Here is a 23594-nt window from a genome sequence, read left to right as displayed (position 1 = left end):
TATGAGACTGTTAGGCAAACGAGCAGATAACAAAAAACAACAGGATTTCCCCGATGGGCGCTGCCACGCTACTTCGTGATGTGTTTGGATTCGATGCCTTCCGGCCCGGCCAACAAGACATTGTCGAAGCTGTTGTTGATGGGCGCAATACCCTGGCGATCATGCCAACGGGTGGCGGCAAATCCTTATGTTTTCAATTGCCGGCATTGGTCCGCGATGGTGTCACTGTTGTGATTTCTCCGCTGATTGCGTTGATGCGCGATCAGGTGCGGGGCCTTCGCGAAGCGGGGGTTGAGGCCGGTGCGCTGACGTCCGGCAATACGGATGAAGAGACCGACGCCGTCTGGCGCGGGCTTGAGGCCGGTACGCTGAAGCTGCTGTATATGGCCCCTGAACGTCTGTCATCGAGCGGGACGATTAATATGCTGCGCCGTGCGGGTGTCAGTATGATTGCGGTCGACGAGGCGCATTGTGTTTCCCAGTGGGGGCACGATTTCCGCCCTGATTACCTGCGGATTGGCGAACTGCGGGCGACGCTGGATGTGCCATTGGCCGCCTTTACCGCCACGGCAGATGCCGAGACCCAAGAAGAGATCATTCGCAAACTGTTCGACGGCGAAAAACCCGCGACGTTTTTGTATGGTTTTGACCGCCCGAATATCCACCTCGCGTTTCAAGTGAAGGACGGGCCCCGCGCCCAGATCCTGAACTTTGCGAGTGCGCGCAATGGACAGTCAGGCATCGTCTATTGTGGCACCCGTGCGAAAACCGAAACGCTGGCGGGTGCGCTGCGCGAGGTCGGACATTCCGCCTGTTATTACCATGGCGGGATGGACGCCGAAGAACGCCGCGATGTGGAACGCCGTTTTCAGCAAGAAGACGGGTTAATTGTGGTTGCGACCGTCGCCTTCGGAATGGGGATTGATAAGCCTGATATCCGCTGGGTCGCCCATGCTGATCTGCCGAAATCCATTGAGGCGTATTACCAAGAAATCGGTCGTGCCGGTCGGGATGGTGATCCAGCTGAAACGCTGACGTTGTTTGGCCCCGACGATATCCGTTATCGCCGCCAGCAGATCGACGAAGGGATTGCGCCGCCCGAACGCCGTGCTGCGGATCATGGGCGGTTGAATGCGTTGCTTGGGTTGGCAGAGGCGCTGCGGTGTCGGCGGGTGAATCTGCTGCGTTACTTTGGCGAAAATCCAGAGCCCTGCGGCAAATGTGATCTGTGCGATAAACCCGCCGAGATTTTCGATGCGACCACGCCTGTGCGCATGGCCCTGTCAGCCGCTTTGCGGACAGAAGAATGGTTCGGGTCGGGTCATCTGATCGACATTCTGCTTGGCGCAAATACGGACAAAATACGCCAGCGTGGTCATGACAGTCTGCCGACTTATGGTGTCGGGAAGGAATTCGACCGCCGCCAATGGCAAGCGATTTTCCGGCAAATGATGGGTCATGATCTGATGCGGCCTGATCCCGCGCGGCATGGTGCGTTGCGGATGACCGACGGTGCGATCCCGATTTTGAAGGGCGAAGCGTCGATTGAACTACGCCGTGATACGATCCGCGCGGCAAAAGGTACGGGCCCGAAAGTCCGCCAGATGGTCAGCGAAGAGGATGCGCCGTTGTTGTCCGCGTTGAAAGCAAAGCGCCGTTATCTGGCCGAACAGGCAAATGCCCCCGCCTATATCATTTTCAACGATCGCACGTTGATCGAAATGGCTGAAAAGCGTCCCATGACGCTAGACGATATGGCCCGTATCGGCGGTGTGGGCGCGAAGAAACTGGAAAGTTACGGCAATGCGTTTCTTGAAGTGATCGCGGGCGAGGCTGAACAACTGCATCCCCAACGTCGCAAGCTGGCTGGTCGCAATGAAGGCGACGTTTATGATCGGTTGCTGGCTGTCCAGACTGACCTGCAACGTGGCCCGCATGGTGCGGATAAACCGATGAGCCTGAATGCGTCGTTGCTGGCCAAAGTCGCACAACTGCGAGGCGCGGATAGTACGATGATCGAAAAGCTAATCGGCGAAAAATACGCCGAACGCTTTGGCGATGCGTTCCTTGAAGTGCTCGAAAGCGCTTAAGCGTTAAAGACGCGTCATTTCCGCGACAGCCAAGACGTCACCAGTTGGCAAACCGGTCGGCGACCCACCTAGTGGTTCGTCACTGACGGCAAGGCTCCAGCTATCGACACCATCGAGCCACGCAGCGGGCAAGCCGATCGTTGCCGTCGGATCATCGGTCAAAACACCCACAGGGCGCGGTTCGACACCGTCGACAAGACACCAAAGCTGCAGGCTACGACCATCATTTGCGGCACCAGATGTCCGTGTGATCTGAATATTTTCAGCGCCAACATCGTACACCGCCAAGATACGCAGATCGTCGTTTTCAGTCGCAAGTTCGGACACATAGGTCGGCCCTACGACAACCGGTTCCGTTGGCCCAAACAAGATCAGTGATGACGCGATTGCCGCACCCGACAAGACGACGGTCAGACCTTTCCAGAACCCGACCCGACCCAGAAGGCCCGGTGCCGGATCGACACCAAACAGGCGCTCCATCAGGTCGGATTTTGCGATGCCGGACGGCGTCACGGGCATGATTTCGTCGGTCAGCGGTGCAAGCCTGTCTTCCCATTCGCGCACTTGTGCGGCGAATTCGGGATCAGACGCCGCGCGGGCCGCCGCCGCCCGATGGGCGTCGTCAGGCAACACGCGCAAAACGTATTCGGCTGCAAATTCGGTGTCGTTGGGGGTCATGTCTGCTTGTTTGCTCATTGTGACATACACTCCCGCAGTGCGATGAGGCCGCGCCGTAACCATGTGCGCATGGTGTTCAGAGGTACGTTAAATTTCGTGGCAAGGTCGGCATATGGCAAACCGTCTAGGTAGGCTGCTTTGATAGCAGCGCTGCGTGTTGGTTCCAATTCGCCAAAGCATTTCGTGATGCGCCGTGCCTCTGCCGATGCGATTACTTGTCCTTCCGCGGTGGGGCCAGATGATGCGATCGTGTCTGTATAATCTTCGATGTCGACAGATGGTTTGTTCGCCCGCAACCGGTCAATGGCCGTATTGCGCGCAATCGTGATCAACCACGTCATCGGGCTATAGCCGTTCACCGCAAAGCGGTCGGCATTTTTCCAGACTTTGATAAACGTGTCCTGCATGGCGTCCTCTGCTGCGGCGCGGTCATGTAAGATACGCAGGCACACCCCCAAAAGTTTCGCGCTGGTGGCATCATAAAGCGCATTAAATGCTTTACGGTCGCCAAGGGCGACGCTGCTGATCAGGGTTTCAATTTCTAATCGGTTCATAGGGTTGCGGGCCTTTGGTCGCTTCGGCTGCAGGGTACAGACCTTAGGGATACCGCAGTTCTGTCGCACCCGCATTAACAAATGTGACCTAAACGTAAATTGCAACGCTGGCCGAATTGAACCGCTGGACTGGTCAACGCGAACCTGCGTGATACATCTACGCCAACGCCCGCTGCCAAAGGATCATGCGCCATGTTGACCGTCATTTCGCCCGCCAAGTCATTGGACATGGATCCCGTCGACATTACGGCCACGCAACCGGATTTTCAGGCGGACGCCGTGCGGTTGTCCAGGACCGCCAAGAACCTGACATTGGGCGGTTTGCGCGATCTGATGAGCATCTCTGACGACCTGGCCCGCCTGAATCGCGACCGTTTTCGCGCCTTCGCAGCAGAGCCTACGCCGGACATGACAAAGCCTGCTGCATTGGCGTTCAACGGCGATACATATCAGGGGTTAGAGGCGAAAACGCTTGAACCCGACGATCTGAATTGGGCCCAAGATCATTTGCGGATTTTGTCCGGTCTGTACGGGTTGTTGCGCCCACTGGATGCGATCCAACCGTACCGTCTGGAAATGGGTAGCCGTTTGAAAACGCGGCGCGGCAAGTCTTTGTACGACTACTGGGGTGACGACATCGCAAAGGCGCTGAATGCGCAGGCGGATGCGTTGGACACAGACACGTTGGTCAATTGCGCATCGCAGGAATATTTCGGGGCTGCCGACCGCAAGGCGCTGAAGCTGCGGGTGATCACCCCTCAATTCATGGAAGTGAAAGACGACAAGCCCCGCATCGTGTCTTTCTTTGCCAAACGCGCACGCGGAGCCATGGCCCGTTTTCTGACCGAAGAACGCGCCACCGACGCCGAACAAGTGAAGGATTTCACGACGGGCGGATATGCCTTTGATCCGGACCTGTCTGAAGGCGATAAATGGGTTTTCGTGCGCCCCTACCCTGACACCAAAGCCTAAGGTCACCACACACATTGCCAAGTTAGGTCAGACCCCCTACCTCTGGCCTTGCGACAAAGAGGGATTGTTATGGGCGAAATTACACTGGTGCGTCACGGGCAGGCGAACTCTGCTGCGGACAATGAAATCGACTACGATAAACTGTCGGAATTGGGTCACCAGCAGGCCAAATGGCTGGGTGAATGGATCCACGCGCATGATGGTCCCTTTGACGCCATCTTCAGCGGATCGCTGCGCCGTCAGAAAGAAACGGCCGCCGGTATGGGGTTTACTGACGTTACTGTAGACGAGCGGCTGAACGAGATCGCCTATTACGATCTGACCGACGAAATGGCCGCCCACCAACCCGAAACCACCCGTACATCGCCCGAAGATTTCGTGACCCATTTCCCTGCGACACTGTCCGCTTGGAAAGACGGCCACATCAAGGGAACCGAGACTTATCAAGACTTTACCGATCGCGTGCAGGCCGTAATGGATATGGCTGCACAACCCGGTCGTCGTATTTTGTGCGTCACATCTGGCGGGATCATTGCCCAGTCGGTGTCCCGCATTCTGGGTCTGGATATTCCGCAAATGGCCCGCATCGCATTGCCGATCCTGAACACATCTGTGCACCGCATTCATGTGACGGATCATGGGCCGTTGGTATCCACCTTTAACAGTTCACCGCATCTGGATCACGCTGACCGATTGACTGCCCGCACCCATTATTGATTGGACCGCCCATGTTGACGCTACACTACGCCCCCAAAACGATATCAATCGCTGTGGCAATTACGCTTGAGGAAGTGGGTCTTGCCTACGACGCAGTTGCCGTCGATTTCGCAAGCGGCGCGCAGGCAAAAGAACCGTACCTCAGCGTGAACCCTAAAGGCCGTGTGCCGGCCTTGGTTACCGGTGCAGGTACGTTGACCGAAACCGGTGCGATCCTCGAATTCATCGCGGAAACAAGCGGTCAGTTAATCCCTGATACACCGATGGCGACAGCGCGAATGCGCGAAGTGATGTTCTATCTCGCGTCGACGATGCATGTGAACCACGCCCATAAAATGCGGGGCCACCGTTGGGCCGATCAGCAGTCCAGTTTTGATGATATGACCGCGAAGGTGGCTGAAACGATGGCCGCGTCATGCGCATATCTTGAAGAGATGCTGACGCTTGATCCGTTTGTGACCAAGGACTTTAGCCTTGCTGATCCGTATCTGTTTATGGTGCTGTCTTGGGTGCCCGGTGATGGTGTTGACCTTGCGGCCTATCCAAAGCTGTCTGCCTTCGTCGATATGATGAAAACCCGCCCGTCCGTTCAGGCCGTCATCGCGAAAGGCATGTTATGACCCATATTTGGCTGCGCGCAGAACCACGCGCACATGAAACGCGCGTTGGTCTGACGCCTGATGGTGCTGCCCGGATGATTGCGGCGGGATATAAAATTACGGTCGAGGACAGCGATGATCGCTGCATCCCTACCGCTGAATATGTGACCGCAGGATGCGCAACCGCCGCCGCAGGCAGTTGGCCTGACGCGCCTGATGACGCGATCATCTTTGGCCTGAAAGAATTACCCGAAGACGGCACGCCGCTGCGTCATCGCCACATCATGTTTGGTCATGCCTATAAGGGCCAGCCAAGCGGTCGCGTTCTGCTTGATCGGTTTCAGGCGGGTGGCGGTACGCTTTTTGATCTGGAGTATCTTGTTGATCCCGACGGTCGCCGGATTGCCGCGTTTGGGTATTGGGCAGGCTATGCGGGTGCTGCGATGTCGTTGCTGGCATGGGCCGCGCAACAAGATGGCGGCGTTCAGGTTGATGTGCAGGGCGTCAAGGATGCGCAAGATTTACAGGACCGGATCAAACCGGCCCTTGCGGGTCACACCCCATCGACGTTGATCATTGGGGCACTGGGGCGTGTCGGGACAGGCGCTGCCGATTTGTGTCATGCGTTGGGCCTGCGCGTTGTCGGTTGGGACATGGCCGAAACGGCAAGCGGCGGACCGTTCCCAGAAGTCCTGCAGCACGACATTTTCCTGAATTGCATTCTGGCCCGTCCCGGCACACCCGTGTTTGTGCCAGCAACAACGCCGACCGATGAACGTAAACTGACGGTGATTGGCGATATTGCCTGCGATCCGGACAGCGATTTTTCACCGATCAAGGTCTACGACCAAGCGACGACCTGGGCTGCGCCAAACCTGCGCGTGCACGACGAACCACCGTTGGATGTTATGGCGATTGATAACCTGCCGTCGCTGCTACCGCGCGAAAGTAGCGAAGATTTTGCGGGGCAGCTGTTGCCGCACCTGTTGGGATTGGATGATCTGGGTCAGGGTGTTTGGGGACGTGCGAAAGCCACGTTTGACGAAAACATCAGTTAAGCTGAGGTGACCGCCGACGGTGTCGCGCGTTACTGCGCGCCCGTCTGGAATGTGCCGAAACACGCATCGTCGTCTGCACATGCAGGCGCATGGCTTTGCGTTGTCAGCGCCCAAATCGCGGCGCGCCCTTGCGCTTGATCTGCTTTTGACATGTCAGGCACGTGGTTTACGACACGTCCAGAGCTTACGAAGTCTGTAGCCACAATCGCATCAACCGGCCCGGTTGCACCTGCATACATCGGCAAAGCCAAAGCAATTGCAGCACAACCAATGGCGTTCGAAATCTTGCGAAGTAGCGTCATGTCATCATTCCCCAATGCAGCGACGAGAATCGTCACCCTTAGTTAATGATCCGTAAATGAGACGCGATTATGGCTAGTTTCGTGATCTTTTGCCCTATTTCGCTCCAAAGAGACGATAATACATCCAATCGGGTAGGAACTGTGACCCGCGGAAGATCCATGAAAACAGGAGTGGGAAGCTTTTCTTGAACCCATCAGTATTCATGTGATCGAAGACTTCGTCGGCGGCTTCTTCCGGCGTCATGATAAACGGCATGTGGAAGTCGTTCTTTTCCGTCAGGCGCGTTTTGATGAAACCGGGGTTCACAAGCTGGACCCGCACACCCGTTTTGTGCAGATCGGCGTGCATGCTTTCAGCCAACGCCATAACGCCCGCTTTTGACGCGGAATAACCGATTGCACCTGCTTGACCACGAAAGCCTGACAAAGACCCCGTCAGCACAATATGGCCTGCACCACGTGCCATCATGTTTTTCACGACCGAGCCCACGACGCGTGATGCGCCGAGGTAGTTGATTTCGCCCATCATGTCGGCTTTTTCGTTGTCCCATTCGCCGGATTTCATCGGCCAATAAACGCCAGCCAAATAGACAACGCCGTCGATATCGCCGATCTGATTTGCCGCCGCTTCAACGGCATCGCGGTCTGACACGTCGACGGTGACATAGGACGCTTTGCTAGGCAGTTCTTCGACAAGTGACTTTAGCCGATCTTCGGATCTGGCAGAGACGATGACCTCGGCGCCCGCTGCACTTAATTTATGTGCGACGGCCCGCCCGAGCCCTTCGCTTGCGCCAACCAGCCAATACCGTTTTCCCTGCCACTCACTCACGTCTTATTCTCCTGCAATCATTGGTCGTGCGCCATCTGCGGGACGCATCGTCGCGACAAGTTCCGCGACCTTTATGCCAAACTTACGAAACTGGGACCGGTTCATTATTGATCCGTTCGCCATCAGATACATCCAGTCTGTCGTATCTAAAACATGACCGCCAGCCTCTTCGGACAGTTTGATCCGGTAGTTGAGCAAAACCGCCGATCCCTTTTGTTGCCCGTGTCCGGCACCTACAAGATCAGGGGCTTCCGCCTTGATCGCGCCGTCGTTGCCCAAGGTCAGTTTCCATTCACGGTTCTGGACGTTGCCGCTGTCGTAATGAAACACCTCTTTCATCACGCCCACATTGCCGTCCCAAGACGCCACAAAGTCAGCTGTGAAGCGCGATGTGACCTTGCCCGTTGGCCCGTAAATCATGCCTTCGCAGACAATTGGCCCGTTCAGGGTTTCGCGAATGTCGAACTGAGGTCCATGACCAGCATAGTCTTCGGGCTTTTGCGCCCAAAATGAAACGTACCGCGATTTCAGGACCATGGCCGCCAACACGAGGCCCGCACCGATTAGAACGTAGGGAAGAAACGACATCGTTTAATCCTCCAGTTTGGTAGCCGCCAACAAGGCGATTGCCACCAGTTTCAATGTAGACGGCACCAGCGCATAGAGCACTACTAGCGTCTTGATCGCCGCGTCAGGTTGGTTTTGCCCACCCGATTGGAACCCCGCACCTTCCAACAACGGCAGCAGAACCACTGCCGCAAAAGCCAACGTAAATTTGCTGACCAACGACCACAGCCCAAAGCCCTGGCCGCCGTTCGGGGCGATCACACTCATTCGTTTTGCGAACATGGCAGGGAGCAATGTGAGGTCCGCACCTATGGTCGCTCCTGATAGTACGCAGACAATCGCGAATGGGATCACATCGCCGGTGCTTAAAGTGTAAGTATATCCAAAAGAAATGATTGCGAGGGTCATTGCCGCCAGTAGAACGGGCTTTTCACCGTATCGCCCCGCCAGTTTTGACCACAGCGGCGATGAACACGCGGCAGCAAGAAAGAATAGCACAAGCAGCGCGCCTTCCCAGCCGACAGCGCCCAGCGCGCTTTCTACATAGAACAGAAAGAGCGTGGACGAGACCGCAAGCGGCGTTGCGTTTACGAGCGCCAACAACAACAGGCGCCGTGCCTGTGCATCGTTCCAGATCGTACGGATCGGTGTGGGTTCTGTTTGCACACGTCCCGACCATTCGGGCCACATCCACAAGATCGCGGCGACCGTCGCAGCAGCGAAACCCCATGCAAATGCCGTGAAGGCATCGAAGCTGTAGCCCATCAGAACCGTTGGAGCGACGGCAGCGACGCAGATACCAAGGAGCGCCCCCGTTTCCCGCCAAGCCGCGAGTTTGACGTGACCTTTGGGATCATTGCCTGCCTTCGCGATGCCTTGCGCGTAGAAATTGATGGTGAGGAAAGAGAAGGCCGAGAACAGCCCAAGCAGTGTGAGGCCGAACCAATAGAGCGGCGCAATCGGTGGTGTGACAGCGAACAGCCCGATCATCGAAATCGCAAGGACCGCCCCTGCAAAGGCGACAGCGATGGGGCGGGCACGGCCAAGGCGTTCGCTGATCCAGCCCAGCACCGGATCTTGGATCACGTCGAACAGCCGCAGCGCGAATAACATCGTGCCAAGGGCAGCCAGCGTCACCCCGTAGTTATCGACGTAAAGCTTCGGTGCGTAGATATAGATCGGTAACCCAGCCGCGTTGATTACGGCAGCAAACAGGCTGTAGGCGGGCAGACGGTTCATTGGCTGATGTCGTGGTCGAGCGGTTCGGGGCAAGATCGAAACGTCGCTTTTTTCCACCACAGTTTGATCGCTTGCCAATGGATTAGCGCCAGCACGCGGCGCGATCCAAACGGGCGACGGATGGCAGATTTCAGGATGGATGCATTGGTCAGCGGTTTGCGATCCCCTTTGAGCGTTGCGATCAGCCCGCCGTTGCCCCGCGTATAGTCGATGACGATATGGACGTGATCATCGGTGATATCGAACCGGAAGGTGTAGCCGCCTTCAATTGGCTGAAACGGGGACACGTGAAAAATCTTGGTCGCTGACAGCGTTTCGTCCTTCGTGATTTCACGCATGTCGTCGTGATGGCACAGGTAGGAATGGCGTTGACCAAAGGTGTTGGACACTTCCGCGATCACGACCCGCAAGGCGCCTGTCGTATCGTGGCACAGCCAGAATGACACCGGATTGAACACATGCCCCAGCAGCCGTGGCTGCGCGAGCAGGTCGATGCGTCCGGTCAGGTCAATCTTATGCGCCGCCAACACATCGCGCACCCAATCTGCGCCAATGCCTGCCTTGGGTTTCCCGCCATGGTCGCTGTCTTGCAGCGACATCAGGTTCGCGCCATTGCGCGCAAACAGCGCAGGGCCCTTTATCGCCGCGTCGGCATCCACCAGCACGTATTCGATGGAATAACGGAACGCATTTTTCACCGCGCCCCGCCTGCCATGGTAGGTTTCGCCTGCGATATGATCGATACGTGTCACTCTGCTGCGATCTGAGCGCGGTCAATCGCGTTCAGCGCCGTGACCACATCATAGGCAGAGGCAAGCCCGTCTTCGTGGAACCCGTTTTTCATCCATGCCCCACAGAACCATGTGCGGTTTGATCCATTCATTGCGGCTGCTTGTTTCTGTGCTTCGATTGCAGCCAGATCATAGACCGGATGACGCAATGTGACCTCGTCCCAGATCAGGCTTTCGTCAATCTGACGGGTTGTGTTCAACGTCACCATCAGCGGATCTTCGGTCAGCCACGGCTGCAGCGAATTCATCCAATACGTCAGGTCGATCTGGTCGGATGTTTTGCCGGCTTCTTCGGAATAAATCCACGACGACCACGTCTGGCGGCGCTTTGGCATGATGGTGGTGTCTGAATGCAAAACGACCTTGTTCGGCTGGTACTTCACCGCGCCAAGTGTCTTTTGTTCCATCTCTGTCGCGTCTGACAGCATGGCGAGCGTATCGTCGGAATGCGTGGCAAAGACGACTTCGTCAAAGTGTTCCCAGTCGCCACCCACGACCTTCACATCGACGCCTACGGGCGTACGGCGAACAGCATGCATCGGCGATGCAAGGCGGACTTCCACCCCGCGCGAGAACATAGATGCCCCCAAACGACGCACGTATTCCTGACTGCCGCCTTCAACCGTGTACCATTGATGCTGCCCGTTGGCGGACATCAATGCGTGGTTGTCGAAAAACTGGATCATCGTTTTCGCAGGGAAATCCATGATCTTTTCTTTGGGTGTCGACCAAATCGCACCCGAAAACGGCAGCAGATAATGGTCGGCGAAATAGTCGGACAAACCAAGTTTCACGAGAAGACCGCCGATTGTTAGGCCTTCTTCTTTTGATGCCTCAAGTCCGTCTTTGTTGAACTTCAGGATATCGCGCACCATGCGTAGGAATTTTGGGTTCACGATGTTGGATCGCGTGGCGAACAACGCGTTGGCGCTGGCCAGCCCGTATTCCATGCGACCGCCACCGAAGGACGCGCCGAAGCTCATGTTGCTCTTCACAACCGGCACTTCGAGATAGTCAAACAGCGCGGTCAGATTTGGGTAATTCGCGTAGTTGAACACGATGAAGCCCGTATCAACGGCCTGATCCCCCTGCCTGCCAGCCATTTTCGATCGCGCATGCCCGCCAAGCCGGTTTTCTGCTTCGAACAAGACAACTTGATGATTTTTCGCAAGCGCATGGGCCGCGCCCATTCCGGAAATGCCAGCGCCGATGACGGCAATTTTCCGTGGCGTGGTCGTCGAAGTTGCAAATGGCATTGGTGTATAGTGCTCCCGGCGGGTTTTCTTTGTCTTAGTACGACACGAATGCGCAACTGGATGAGTTTCAGTTGACCCGCAGATTTTCGTGCGACTTCGGATGACCATAGCGCAAAGACGGTCCGATTATACTGTCCAAAGGAGACTGCGAAAAAATTGTCCCGACCTGTGATCCAAACTGAACGCGCCGTCGTAATAATCATATGTTGACCACGATCACCCCCTCGGCCAAACCTGACGATGCAGTTATTGCGGCGGCGACGCCTGTCGTTTCTGCGCGGACGATCAGGACGAAAGCGAGACACGTGCAAGACGAAAAGGCCGTAAAACGCGCAGCTTGGGTGCCGCAATTGATCGCAGTGCGTGATCAACAGGACAAAGCGGCATTCGCCGAATTGTTTGCCCATTTTGGCCCGCGGGTGAAATCGTTCTTGATGAAGTCTGGCGCCAGTGCGGACATGGCCGAAGAATGCGCACAGGAAGTCATGGTCACACTTTGGCGCAAAGCGCATTTGTTCGATCCAGCCAAGGCCAGCGTGTCGACGTGGATCTTTACGATTGCGCGGAACCGCAAGATCGACCTGTTACGCAAACAGCGGCGGGTTGAACCAGAAGACCTCCCATGGGGTCCCGAAGCGGACCCTGATCAGGCTGACGCCATAGCACTTCAGCAAGAAACAGAGATTTTGGGCAAGGCCATCGCGGACCTGCCAGACAAACAACGGCTTTTGATCGAAAAAGCTTACTATGGCGAATTGACGCACAGCGAAATTGCCGCCCAAACCGGCTTGCCTTTGGGCACTATCAAATCACGTATACGGCTAGCGCTGGACCGCCTGCGCCACGCCATAGGATGAACGGACACGTAATGACGACGACGATTAAACATCACCTGACGGATGACCTGTTGATGGGTTATTCTGCTGGTGCTTTGCCAGAAGCCTTCAACGTGGTTGTGGCGACGCATATCTCACTTTGCGACGAATGCCGCGCGCGTCTTGCCAGCTTTGACGCTGTGGGTGGCGCTGTGGTGGAAAGCGTGGATGCGGTGGACATGGCCGAAGACAGCCTCGCTGCGGTCATGGCAAAGATCAGCGCGAAACCAGACGCGCCTGTCAACGTGCCTACCCCGCGGACCAGCAGCATTTTCCCAACGCCGCTGCAAGAATACATATCGGGCAATATCGACGACGTGAAATGGCGCAAAATTGGCGGCGGCGTCAGTCAGGCTGTTTTGAAGACATCAAAAGACGCATCGGTCCGGTTGCTGCGCATTCCTGCGGGCACCGCTGTTCCGGATCACGGGCATCGCGGCACGGAGCTGACGCTTGTTTTGCAGGGCGCGTTCAAGGACGAACATGACCGCTTTGGCAAAGGTGATATCGAGGTCGCGAACGAAGACCTGCATCACACGCCTGTTGCCGAAGACGGAATGGACTGTATCTGCCTTGCCGCAAGCGACGCACCGTTGAAATTCAACGGGTTCTTGCCGCGGCTGGCCCAGCGTTTCGTCGGTATTTAAGCCTTAGTTCCAAGCAACAACAGCAGTGCCTGCCGCTGATTGCATGTAACCGTCACCGCCCGGTGACAGGTGGAATGTGCGGCCAGGATAAGCCCCTGTGACCACGTAGTAATCCGGCGTTTGTTGCACCGATCCCGTGCTTGTGCCGCAGATGTGCGCGCCGTTCTGGCAAGGCCGCAATTCGAACGTCCGCAGGATATCGCGGCCAAACCGGCCCCGTTCGGTCCCGACTACACTGATAGATGCGGTGTCAAACGGCTGGTCTTGGAAAAGCTTTGCGTAGGTGCGGCTGGCTTGGGCCGGCACATCAATTCGTTCTGGCAAAGCCTGTCCATCTGTACATGCAACAAGCGTCGCGGTTGCCAATGCGGCGGGCATCAAACGGATCATAGCGGCTGTTCCTTTACAAGCGTTACGTGCACAATGGCCCTAGGGATCAGGCGGCGCAAGAGGAACCACCTTTGGATCAGCGTCTGGTGCCAATTCTTCGAAGTCAAAGTTGTCCAACCTGTCCGCGCGTTTACCAGCACGGGTCGCGGCCGTCAGCACGCCAGCCACGTCGTCGCCCGCTTGCCGCAGATGGGTTTCCAGCTTGCTTGCCTTTTCGCCGATGATTTCCACATCACGGTGCAGGTGACGCAACGCCTTGCGGATTTCGCCTGCCTGTTCGCGCATCCGCGCATCTTTCAGGATCGCTCGCATCGTGTTCAGCGTCGCCATGCAGGTCGTCGGCGATACGATCCATACGCGGGCGTTGAACCCTTCGCGCACGACCTGCGGCAGACGGGCGTGCAGTTCTGCATAGACCGCCTCTGACGGGAGAAACATAATCGCGCCGTCAGCGGTTTCGCCTTCGATGATATACTTTTCCGAGATCGCTTTGATATGCACCTTCACCGCGTTGCCGAGGTCACGCAGCGCTGCTTCCTGCTGCGGTTTGGTTTCGGCGGCGGCATAGGCTTCGTAGGCTTCAAACGGGAATTTCGCGTCGATGACGATGGGGCCCGGTGGGTTCGGCAGATGCACAAGGCAATCCGCGCGTTTCCCGTTGGATAGGGTCGCTTGGAGGGCGTAGGCGTCGGACGGCAGGGCCTTTGACACGATGTCGGTCAGTTGGATTTCGCCAAACATGCCGCGTCGTTGTTTGTTGGACAGGATATCTTGCAATGACAAAACGTCGCCGGACAGTTTTTCGATGTTGGTCTGGGCCTTGTCGATGGTCGCGAGCCGTTCTTGGAGTTTGGCGAGGTTTTCGGTTGTTTTCTCGGACGATCCGGCAAGGGATTCTTTCATCCGTTCTTGCATTTCGGTGAGGCTCATCGCGGAGCGTCGTGCATTTTCGGCCAACCGATCAGCGACCTGCGTTTGTACCTCTGCCAACCGTGTTTCCATTGTTTGGATCACACGGACCTGCGCGTTCGCCTGTGCATCGCTGACGGTTTGGATATTGCCGGACAGCTGGCTTTGCCCCTGCGCCAGCGCGTTCACATCGTAGGACAAACGCCCGATGTGGGCCGCCACATCTTGCACAAGCAACGTGGATTGCGTGGCCTTACGCGCTGAGGAAATCAGCAACCACAGCACGGCAACGATGATCAATACACCAATGATCGCAGCGATCACCCGTGGGTCATCAAATGCGTAACTTTGTCCTGCGATTTCAATCATGTGCGGCCAAACAGACGTTCAATATCACTGAGCTTTAACTCCACATAGGTCGGCCTGCCGTGGTTGCATTGCCCCGACATGGGCGTCGCTTCCATTTCGCGCAGCAGGGCGTTCATTTCATCGGCCTGCATACGGCGGCCCGACCGGATAGACCCGTGACATGACACACGGGACAGTATGGCATCAATACGCGATTTGAGCTGCGTGCTGTCGCCTTGATCGGTAAGTTCGTCAAGAATATCGCGCAGCAGTTTGCCCGCGTTGATTTCGCCTAGGATTGCCGGCGTTTCGCGCACGGCGATGGCGTTGCCGCCGAAGGCCTCAATAGTGAGGCCCATTTTTGTTAGCTCTTCGGCAAAGCCCAGCAGGGTCGCGACTTCGTTATCTGAAAATTCGATAATCTCGGGGATCAAAAGCGCCTGCGCCGCGACCCCGTTTTCCGCCATTTGCGTCTTCAGTTTTTCATAGACCAACCGTTCGTGCGCAGCATGTTGATCGACAATGACCATGCCGGTTTCAGTCTGTGCAATGATGTAGTTTTCGTGGACCTGTGCGCGCGCCGCGCCAAGCGGTAGGTCTTGGCGAACTGGTGTCGCGACCTCTTCCACCGGTTCGAACCGCGCGGATGGTTCGGCGAACCCCGCCATCGGTTGGGGCGCTTGCGCTTGGAAAGTCATGGACCGTGCGCTGAAAGACGGGCGGTCCATTTGGTAGACGCGGGGTTCGACCTGTTCGGGTTGCATCGCGCCCAAGGTGGCCCCTGCCACCGTTGTTGATGCGCGATGCCCTGCCCCCGCGAGCGCGTGACGTAGGCCAGACACAATCAAGCCACGTACTGCGCCCGGATCGCGGAAACGGACCTCTGATTTCGCGGGGTGCACGTTGACGTCGACGAGCGTCGGGTCGCAATCGACGAACAACGCGGCGACCGGATGACGGTCACGCGATAGCACGTCCATATAGGCGGCGCGCAACGCGCCGAGCAGCATTTTATCCCGCACTGGCCGCCCGTTGACGAACAAGAATTGCGCGATGGCCGCACCACGCGAATAGGTCGGCAGCGCGGCGTAACCCGTCAGGTGAAAACCGTCGCGTTCCGCATCAATCGCGATAGCGTTTTCGGCAAACTCGCGGCCGAGGACGGACCGTAGCCGCCCATGCAGCGCGCCGAACAGATCACCGGTTTCCGCGTCAGCGCGGAATGTGGTGCGTTGATCACCGCCGGACGCATCCCGCAGGATAAAGGTGATAAACGGTTCGGACATCGCGAGACGTTTGATGACGTCGCCGACGGCTTGCGCCTCTGCCCTATCGGTCCGAAGGAATTTCAGGCGGGCAGGTGTCGCGTAGAACATGTCGCGCAATTCGACGACGGTGCCGTTGTTCAGCGCGGCGGGTGCGACCGGTTCTGTCACGCCGCCAGCCACCGCGATACGGGCGGCGGTTTCAGGCGGCACGCGGGATGTGATGGTTAGGCGGCCAACCGCGCCAAGCGACGGCAACGCCTCGCCCCGAAACCCGAAAGAATGAATGTTCAGCAGATCGGAGCCGTCGATTTTCGACGTGGCATGACGCGATAAAGCAAGCGGTAGATCATGTGCCGCGATCCCGCAGCCGTCGTCGGTGACGCGGATCAGGGTTTTCCCACCATCGGCGATCACGACCTCAATGCGCGTGGCACCCGCATCAACAGCGTTTTCAACCAGTTCTTTCACGGCAGAGGCCGGACGTTCCAGCACCTCGCCTGCCGCGATGCGGTTGATTGCAGCATCATCCAGCTGTCGGATAACAGGCTGCGGCTTTATCTGGGGGTCAATATGGGCCATGCCACAAGGTGTAGCATGACCCACGTTGATTCTGCGAGGTGCCCGCCAGAGTTATCCACGGAAAAATCCGTGAAGGTAAATGGCGTTTATTCAGTTGTTGTTAGGCCTTCGGGTTGGCCCACAACGACAAAATGAAGCCCCTCTGGATCGAGCAATTCGCCCGCGACACGGTTAATGTCGTCCAACGTCACGGCTTCGATATAATCGTTGCGGTTGATGACATACTCGGGCGGCAGGCCGATCATTTGCATTCCGACCATGATGTCAGCGATTTCACCATTACCGTCGAACCGCAGCGGGTATTCGCCCGTCAGAAAGGTTTTCGCGGTTTCCAGTTCCTCGGCTGTGACGCCTTCGTTCGCCATGCGCGCCCATTCATTGCGCGTGACTTCGATTGCCTCGGCGATGGTTTCATTTGCAGAAGCCACCTGCCCCAGCATCATTTCGGTGTGGAATTTCGGCACGAGGAACGTGCTGATCCCGTAGGTCAGGCCACGCTTTTCGCGGACTTCGTTCATCAGGCGCGATTCAAAACCGCCTGCCCCAAGGATCTGGTTCATAATGTATGCGGCAAAGAAATCGTCGTCGTCACGTTCGATACCTGCATGACCAAACAGGGCCACGGATTGCGGCGTTTCATAGTCGATCACAGTGACACCACCCGCGAGACCAAAATCAACGTCGTCGGGTAACGCGGGCCCTTCGTCAGGCAGAGACCCCAGCAAATCGTCGAGCATTGGACCCACCGCGTCTGCTGTCACATCGCCCACGACAGATACGAACAACCGGTCACGTGTCAGGACATTGCGGTGGGCGTCGAACATGTCGTCACGGGTCAGCGCGGTCACGCTTTCAATAGTCCCGTCCATGCTGCTGCCATAGGGGTGGTCGCCAAAAGCTGCTTCGTCAAAGAAAGCCCCCGCGATCCGGTTCGGGTTTTTGGCATCGCTGTTGATGCCGGAAATGACCTGTGCGCGCACACGATCAATGGCGTCTTGGTCAAAAGTCGGGCTGACCAATGATTGCTTGAACAGGGCCAGTGCGTCGTCCTGATTTTCGGTCAGAAACTTTGCCGACAATGAAATCGTGTCGTCATAGGCGCGGTAGCCAAACGATGCCGCGAGGCTTTCGCGTTTGGCTTGGAATTCCTGCGCGGTCATGTCGCCAGACCCTTCTTCCAGCAGGCCCATCATCAGGTTCACAGCGCCGCGTTTCCCTTCGACGTCGAGCGATGCACCACCACGGATACGGATTTCCAGCGCGACAAACGGGATTGACGGTTCTTCGACAACCCACGCATTGATCCCGCCGTCTGACGTGATGGTTTTGATATCCACGGCGGCGGTGGCGACAGACGCAGTGACGGCAAAGACCGCGGTGATAATAAAGCGGAACATTAGCGCGCCTCCTCTTGGCTGGACACGACCCAACCGGTCACGGCTTGGTCACGGTTCAGGACTTTTGCAGCGACCGCTTTGACGTCTTCGGCGGTCACGTTTTGCAGGATTTCGGGCCAGTCTTGGATGTCTTGGACCGTAAGGCCTTGTGTCAGACCCGCGCCGTAGCGCCGTGCAATGCCGCCAACGTCATCAAGCGCGTAAATCTCTGACGCGCGCAACTGTGTGCGGATGCTTTCCATGCGGTCTTCACTAATCGGGGCGTCAAGGAATGCAGCGATGGCGTCGTCCATTGCGGCTTCGACTTCCGACAGGCTGACGCCCTCTGCAGGGGCGACTGAAATGCCGAACGACGTGTCGTCCAGCGACGATCCGCTGTAACCTGTGCCTGTGTAAACGGCTTTTTGCGTTTCAAACTGCAGGGCTGTGCCCAGCACGGATGTAAATGACGATCCGCCAAGCAATTCAGACAGATAGACCAAGGCGGCGGCTTCTTCTTGTGCGCCCGCGTCGCGTTCGGGGGCCAGATAGCTGCGTGCGAGATAGGGCTGCGAAACACGCGGATCGACATAGGTGATGCGACGCTCGGCGCGCTGCGGTGGTTCTTCGGGGCGGATGCGTTCCGGCAGTTCAGGTTCAGCCGGGATCACACCGTAATAGGTTTCGGCCAATACGCGGACGTCGTCCGGATAAACGTCGCCAGCGACGATCAGGATCGCGTTGTTCGGGGAATAATAGAGGTCATAAAAGTCGAGCGCGTCTTGCAGCGACAAGTCTTCCATTTCGTGTTTCCACCCGATGATCGGCACGCCGTACCGGTGGTTTTGATACAAAGCAGCGGTGAATTGTTCGCGGGCCAAGGCACCCGCACTGTTTTCAGTCCGCTGGTTCCGTTCTTCCAGCACCACCTGCCGTTCGGTTTCAATATCGGCTTCGGTTATCGCCAGATTATTCATCCGGTTGCTTTCCATCTGCATCATCAACTCTAACCGATCAGCGGCGATGCGTTGGAAATAGGCGGTGTAGTCATAGCTGGTGAAAGCATTATCCGTGCCGCCATTCGCCGCAACAGTTGCCGAAAACTCACCCGGTTCCAGCACGTCTGTGCCTTTGAACAGCAGATGTTCCAAGAAATGCGCCACGCCCGATGCGCCGACGGGTTCATCTGCCGATCCGGTTTTGTACCACACCATATGGGTGACAACAGGGGCGCGGTGATCTTCGATCACAACAACATCCATCCCGTTACCAAGTGTAAACGTGGTGACGGCTTCTTCGGCCGTCGCGGCAAGTGGTAGCAAAAGCGCAAGTGCAGTGGCGAACAATCGGGTCATGGTGATCCTTGGGTTTGTGGCCTGTATCGGTGTGCTGTGAAACCTATGCCATCCCCCCGCGCATGCAAGGGCTGCATGACGTGGATGTGATTGGCGGTGTGCGCGACCAAATCGCGTCTTTTGGGTGGTCTTTCGGCCCATATTCGTGCACATACACGGCCTGCTTACCGGAGACATCACCACATGAACGACGCTGCGCCTTTGACCCGTCCCTCTCACCGGATTGTTGTGGGTGATGGTATTACGGCAGCTGCGTTTGTTGAATCGAGTGACCTTCCCAACGGATCGATCCTGACCATCATCAGCCCAAACGTGCATGCCTTTGGACGCGGTGTAGCCTATGCTGCCGACGATGCAGAGACGCCGTGGCGCTATGCCTACCTTCTGAATTCCCCTGCAGACGACATCGATCCCGATTTTGCCGAATGGATTACGCAGAATTGGGACGTGATCCGCAGCAAAATGGAGGGACGTCAGCCCGATTGGATCGCAGCCGCGTCGCCGCTGTTGGCAAGCGGGGACACCTTTGGCTTGAACATTCCCCGGGCGTTTTACGGCGATTACATGGAACAGCGCGTGGCGCGTGTTTTTGCCGATTTGCGCGCCAAAGATGTGACGATCAATTTCGTCGCCCAAACGGCTGTGTCGATTGCGGAGTTGGATGGCGTGATCACCATCACAACCGATTCTGGCGCAGAATATACAGCCGATTATGTCGATATCGCCCCCGGCGGCCCATCAACACAGCGGTTGCAAGGGGACGACGGGCCGTTCAGCGCCCCTCGCCTTTTCGGGAACGAAGCTCGCATTGCAGAGCACATCAAAGCAGGTGCCGAGATTTTCTGCGTTGGGTCAAATGCCACGATGCTGGATGCGTTACGGTTGTGCCAATCCGTTGTCGCTGAAGATAAATTGCGGTTTGTCGCCTGTTCATCAGACGGTTCTATTCCCGCCCCCTTGATCCCCCGCATGCCGCGTTATTTGACGCAACCGAAACTAAAGTCGGGACACAAAACCGCGCAGGATTTCTTGGATGACGTTTGGCAAGCGATGCAAACGGCCCGCGCCGCAGGTGATCAGATGCGCGAAATTCGGGCGGGGTTCCGCGCCTATTTCATCGACAATCCGTTATCGACTTTCCTACCCGACATCGACGAAGCCCGCCTCGTGCCGCGCACCTTGTTTCATTGGTTCAGAGGTGGGACGCGCGATACCATCCTCGATTTTCAGCGCCTTCTGGATCAAGGCGTTACGCGCACGATCAGCGGACGCGTCAGCGCGATCGAGACGACGGAAAATGGCGCGCGCGTTTTGACAACAGACCGCGCTGGCAACGTGTCCAGCTATGACACGGGGTTTGTGATCAATTGCGCGGGGTCCGGCCGGAATTCGACCTTTGATCCGCTGACCGAACAGATGATTGCAGACGACATCATTGCGCGTTGCCCTGTCACGGGTGGACTGGCCGTGGGTGAAAAATGTGCCACGCGAATGAGCAACGTGCGACATTTGTCACCTGCGACGACGATCATCGGCGACGAAGTCATGCCGATGCCGCTGTATGACGCGCATTTTCTTAGAACATGGGCGGCGAAATCCGCATGACCGAGCCGCGTTCACAAACTGGCCCCATCAATGTGACTTGACTAAGGCCAGTTGCTGCCGCTTACATTTGCCTTACGCACATAATGCGCAACAGACCAAGAGGCAGGGTTTCTGGTGAACCTTCTCACGTCTTTTCAGAACGGAATATCGACCCCAAAAGGGCGCCGATTTCCGGGCATGTCCGCACCGCACCCTGCGCTGAATTGGACGGTTCATCCGCGCGGTGCCACAAAAATTACAGTCAAAGCTGGTGACACAATATCGGTGCAAAACGCATCTATCGTGCGGCTGGTAGCGGTGGATGACGCAGGCGACGACGCGCTACAAGCGCTCGGGCTTTTGAAAAACGGGTCGGTTGGTTTGGCCGATTTCGCCTCTGCCCCGTTTGTGGGTTGGGCCGCATCACACGGTGGACACGCCGAAGACCTGCCCGCCTGCACCATACAATCCGATGAACCGCTGCTCGTGTTATCTGCCCGCGCGGCTTGCACCCTGTGGCTGATCAACCCGACGACCAGCGATGACCATGTCACAGGCGCGGGCACCGGCGCGTTTCGTGTGAACCTGAAACAGGCCGCCGCGCCGAATATGTTGCTGCCGGACCCGCTTGGCAAAATTCGTGATGAATTCACCGTCTCGCGCGCCACCGCCCAAGCGTACCGCCTCAACAAGGGCGAAACCGTACAAATCATCGACGTGGATGGCCAGCAATGTTCCGATTTCATGGCTTTCCGGACAGCGGGTCTGGATCGCGGGACGGAGCAGCGGATCGACAGCACAGTCACGCGGTCGATGGTGCATAGCGCCTACCCCGGCCCCGGCCTGTTCGACAAATTCTACGATAGCGACATGCGGCCGCTGTTGAATGTCGTCCAAGATACCGTTGGGCGGCACGATACATTTGGGCTGGCCTGCACCGCACGTGGATACGAGGAACGCGGGTTCCCCGGTCATGTCAATTGCAGCGACAATATCGCGGATGCCATGGACCCTTATGGTGTCGAACGGCGTAGCGCCTGGCCTGCGATCAATTTCTTCTTCAATTCGTGGATCGACCACGGCGACAACCTGTTTCAGTCAGAAGAATCGTGGTCGCGTCCCGGTGATTATGTCGCGATGCAGGCGATGGACAATCTGGTTTGCGTCACGACAGCCTGCCCCGATGACGTCGATCCCATCAACGGCTGGAACCCGACGGATATCCATGTCCGCATTTACGAACCCGACGCGCCCATCCCACGCGCCATTGCCCACCGCGAAAAGGAAGACGCACGCATGTCCCTAAGCCAGAATTCGGCTTTTCATCCGGCGACCTCGAAACTGACCCAGAACTATGCGCCTGCACGTAACCTGTGGCTGCCGCAAAGCTATCCGAGCATTGGCACCATTGGCGAATATTGGGCCTGCCGCGAGGCCTGCACGCTGCAAGACATGAGCGGGCTGCGCAAATACGATATCCTCGGGCCCGATGCGGAACTGCTTTTGCAACGCTGCATGACCCGCAACATCGCAAAGCTGGCACTTTGGCGCGGCACTTACGCGTTGATGTGTGACGCACAGGGTGCGGTGATTGATGACGGCACGCTGTTCCGGATCGGACCGCAAACCTTCAGGTGGTGTTGCGGCCACGAAGAATCTGCGCGGCATTTGCTGGAACAAGCCAAAGACCTTGATGTGCGTATTCACGATATGCAGTCATCGCTACCCAACCTCGCGCTGCAAGGACCAAAGTCCCGCGATGTGTTACGCGACATCGTCTTTACCCAACCCCAAGTTCCTGCGCTCGACGACGTGAAATGGTTCGGCGTGACGATGGCCCGTTTGCATGATCGCGAAGGGATACCGTTTATGCTGTCGCGCTCTGGCTACACCGGTGAATTGGGATACGAAATGTTCTGCGACGCCAAGGATGCGCCCGCCTTGTGGGATGCCGTGATGGCGGCTGGACAGACACATGGGATCAAACCGATGGGCGGTGATGCGCTTGAAATCATCCGGGTTGAAGCGGGTCTTGCGGCCGCAGGTGCGGAATTTGCACCAGATGTCGATGCGTTTGAGGCCGGATTGGGATTCGCTGTTGATCTGAAGAAAGACGGTTTCATCGGTAAGGACGTGCTAGCCCGAAATGCCGAAAATCCGCGCCGTGTCCTGAAAGGCATGATCCTAGATAGCCGCGATGTGCCGCCACATGGCGCACCGATATATGCGGGCGAACGCCAGATCGGCGTCGTCACATCGGCGACCCAGTCCCCGACGCTAGAAGCCGGTATCGCAATGGTCCGCATTTCCACTGGGCACGCAGAAAACGGCACGCTTCTCGAGATTGGTCAAATGGGCGGTCATATGAAACGGTTGACCGGCACCGTGTGCGACGTCCCCTTTGTTGATCCACGCAGGGAACGCGCAAGAGCGTAGGGGCCGGTGTCGTCCGGCCCCAAACCGGATCACCCCGTAATTCTTAACCCTGTTGCTTTATCGAAGGCGTGTGCGAGGTTTGGTTTGATTGTGAAGCCGATGGTTTCGCCTTTGGCTTGGTGTGGTGGTTTTTCGGTTTTGGCGATGAACTCTGTGCCTTGGGCAGTGATCA

General features: G+C 57.1%; 22 protein-coding genes. 9 read left to right on the top strand and 13 right to left on the bottom strand.

Features of this window, described 5'->3' with window-relative positions; all coding sequences use genetic code 11:
* The first annotated feature begins 53 nt into the window (after positions 1 to 53).
* Positions 54 to 2090, top strand: a complete 2037-nt coding sequence (recQ, locus tag MWU61_RS14975) for a DNA helicase RecQ (RefSeq protein WP_247129200.1) — start codon at positions 54 to 56, stop codon at positions 2088 to 2090.
* Positions 2091 to 2093: 3 nt separating this feature from the next.
* Here the strand turns inward: recQ and MWU61_RS14970 are convergent, their stop codons facing one another.
* Together MWU61_RS14970 and MWU61_RS14965 are read right to left on the bottom strand one after the other, a co-directional pair.
* Positions 2094 to 2786, bottom strand: a complete 693-nt coding sequence (locus tag MWU61_RS14970; protein WP_247129199.1) for an anti-sigma factor — start codon at positions 2784 to 2786, stop codon at positions 2094 to 2096.
* On the bottom strand, positions 2783 to 3322 hold the full coding sequence (locus MWU61_RS14965) for a sigma-70 family RNA polymerase sigma factor (RefSeq protein WP_247129198.1): 540 nt from the start codon (positions 3320 to 3322) through the stop codon (positions 2783 to 2785). Before MWU61_RS14965 ends, MWU61_RS14970 begins: the two co-directional genes overlap by 4 nt.
* A gap of 192 nt (positions 3323 to 3514) precedes the next feature.
* Between MWU61_RS14965 and yaaA the strand changes: the two genes are divergently transcribed.
* The 4 genes from yaaA (at position 3515) to MWU61_RS14945 (ending at position 6668) form a co-directional block, all read left to right on the top strand.
* Positions 3515 to 4294 carry a peroxide stress protein YaaA gene (yaaA, locus tag MWU61_RS14960; protein ID WP_247129197.1) on the top strand — a complete coding sequence of 260 codons (780 nt, stop codon included), beginning with the start codon at positions 3515 to 3517 and terminating at the stop codon, positions 4292 to 4294.
* A 69-nt stretch (positions 4295 to 4363) separates the two neighbouring features.
* The gene (locus tag MWU61_RS14955; RefSeq protein WP_247129196.1) at positions 4364 to 5011 is read left to right on the top strand and encodes a histidine phosphatase family protein; all 648 of its coding nucleotides are present in this window, start codon (positions 4364 to 4366) and stop codon (positions 5009 to 5011) included.
* 11 nt (positions 5012 to 5022) lie between these two features.
* The gene (locus MWU61_RS14950; RefSeq protein WP_247129195.1) at positions 5023 to 5631 is read left to right on the top strand and encodes a glutathione S-transferase family protein; all 609 of its coding nucleotides are present in this window, start codon (positions 5023 to 5025) and stop codon (positions 5629 to 5631) included.
* A complete protein-coding gene (locus tag MWU61_RS14945) occupies positions 5628 to 6668 on the top strand; it encodes a saccharopine dehydrogenase (protein WP_247129194.1) in 1041 nt (346 codons plus the stop codon). Before MWU61_RS14950 ends, MWU61_RS14945 begins: the two co-directional genes overlap by 4 nt.
* Positions 6669 to 6697: 29 nt before the next feature.
* On the opposite strand, the gene MWU61_RS14940 is transcribed toward MWU61_RS14945, so the two are convergent.
* From MWU61_RS14940 to MWU61_RS14915, 6 genes are all read right to left on the bottom strand, one after another.
* On the bottom strand, positions 6698 to 6970 hold the full coding sequence (locus MWU61_RS14940; protein ID WP_247129193.1) for a hypothetical protein: 273 nt from the start codon (positions 6968 to 6970) through the stop codon (positions 6698 to 6700).
* A 94-nt stretch (positions 6971 to 7064) separates the two neighbouring features.
* Entirely contained in the window at positions 7065 to 7802 is a 738-nt protein-coding gene (locus MWU61_RS14935; RefSeq protein ID WP_247129192.1) for an SDR family NAD(P)-dependent oxidoreductase, read from the bottom strand.
* A gap of 3 nt (positions 7803 to 7805) precedes the next feature.
* Positions 7806 to 8390: a DUF3833 domain-containing protein gene (locus MWU61_RS14930; protein WP_247129191.1), complete on the bottom strand. Its 585-nt coding sequence runs from the start codon at positions 8388 to 8390 to the stop codon at positions 7806 to 7808.
* 3 nt (positions 8391 to 8393) lie between these two features.
* Positions 8394 to 9608: an MFS transporter gene (locus tag MWU61_RS14925; protein WP_247129190.1), complete on the bottom strand. Its 1215-nt coding sequence runs from the start codon at positions 9606 to 9608 to the stop codon at positions 8394 to 8396.
* Positions 9605 to 10360: a DUF1365 domain-containing protein gene (locus MWU61_RS14920; protein WP_247129189.1), complete on the bottom strand. Its 756-nt coding sequence runs from the start codon at positions 10358 to 10360 to the stop codon at positions 9605 to 9607. Before MWU61_RS14920 ends, MWU61_RS14925 begins: the two co-directional genes overlap by 4 nt.
* Positions 10357 to 11655, bottom strand: a complete 1299-nt coding sequence (locus MWU61_RS14915; RefSeq protein WP_247129188.1) for an FAD-dependent oxidoreductase — start codon at positions 11653 to 11655, stop codon at positions 10357 to 10359. Before MWU61_RS14915 ends, MWU61_RS14920 begins: the two co-directional genes overlap by 4 nt.
* 203 nt (positions 11656 to 11858) lie before the next feature.
* Here MWU61_RS14915 and MWU61_RS14910 point away from each other — a divergent pair, with 203 nt between their 5' ends.
* Both MWU61_RS14910 and MWU61_RS14905 read left to right on the top strand, forming a co-directional pair.
* Complete coding sequence (locus tag MWU61_RS14910) at positions 11859 to 12512, top strand: sigma-70 family RNA polymerase sigma factor (RefSeq protein WP_247129187.1); 654 nt, start codon at positions 11859 to 11861, stop codon at positions 12510 to 12512.
* Between the two features lie 11 nt (positions 12513 to 12523).
* Positions 12524 to 13177, top strand: a complete 654-nt coding sequence (locus MWU61_RS14905; protein ID WP_247129186.1) for a ChrR family anti-sigma-E factor — start codon at positions 12524 to 12526, stop codon at positions 13175 to 13177.
* 3 nt (positions 13178 to 13180) lie between these two features.
* On the opposite strand, the gene MWU61_RS14900 is transcribed toward MWU61_RS14905, so the two are convergent.
* The 5 genes from MWU61_RS14900 to MWU61_RS14880 form a co-directional block, all read right to left on the bottom strand.
* Positions 13181 to 13567 carry a hypothetical protein gene (locus MWU61_RS14900; RefSeq protein ID WP_247129185.1) on the bottom strand — a complete coding sequence of 129 codons (387 nt, stop codon included), beginning with the start codon at positions 13565 to 13567 and terminating at the stop codon, positions 13181 to 13183.
* Between the two features lie 39 nt (positions 13568 to 13606).
* The gene (gene rmuC / locus MWU61_RS14895) at positions 13607 to 14845 is read right to left on the bottom strand and encodes a DNA recombination protein RmuC (RefSeq protein ID WP_247129184.1); all 1239 of its coding nucleotides are present in this window, start codon (positions 14843 to 14845) and stop codon (positions 13607 to 13609) included.
* Positions 14842 to 16671 carry a DNA mismatch repair endonuclease MutL gene (gene mutL / locus MWU61_RS14890; protein WP_247129183.1) on the bottom strand — a complete coding sequence of 610 codons (1830 nt, stop codon included), beginning with the start codon at positions 16669 to 16671 and terminating at the stop codon, positions 14842 to 14844. The genes rmuC and mutL overlap by 4 nt, the downstream gene beginning before the upstream one ends.
* Positions 16672 to 16757: 86 nt before the next feature.
* Positions 16758 to 18068, bottom strand: coding sequence for a pitrilysin family protein (locus MWU61_RS14885; RefSeq protein ID WP_247129182.1), 1311 nt, complete (start codon positions 18066 to 18068; stop codon positions 16758 to 16760).
* On the bottom strand, positions 18068 to 19402 hold the full coding sequence (locus MWU61_RS14880; RefSeq protein WP_247129181.1) for a pitrilysin family protein: 1335 nt from the start codon (positions 19400 to 19402) through the stop codon (positions 18068 to 18070). The genes MWU61_RS14885 and MWU61_RS14880 overlap by 1 nt, the downstream gene beginning before the upstream one ends.
* 183 nt (positions 19403 to 19585) lie before the next feature.
* Here MWU61_RS14880 and MWU61_RS14875 point away from each other — a divergent pair, with 183 nt between their 5' ends.
* Both MWU61_RS14875 and MWU61_RS14870 read left to right on the top strand, forming a co-directional pair.
* Positions 19586 to 21007: an FAD/NAD(P)-binding protein gene (locus MWU61_RS14875; protein ID WP_247129179.1), complete on the top strand. Its 1422-nt coding sequence runs from the start codon at positions 19586 to 19588 to the stop codon at positions 21005 to 21007.
* A 177-nt stretch (positions 21008 to 21184) separates the two neighbouring features.
* Positions 21185 to 23422: an aminomethyltransferase family protein gene (locus MWU61_RS14870; RefSeq protein WP_247129178.1), complete on the top strand. Its 2238-nt coding sequence runs from the start codon at positions 21185 to 21187 to the stop codon at positions 23420 to 23422.
* Positions 23423 to 23594 lie beyond the last annotated feature (172 nt).

Source organism: Loktanella sp. F6476L (genome assembly GCF_023015725.1).
GTDB lineage: Bacteria > Pseudomonadota > Alphaproteobacteria > Rhodobacterales > Rhodobacteraceae > Yoonia.
This window is presented reverse-complemented; position numbering and strand designations above follow the sequence as displayed.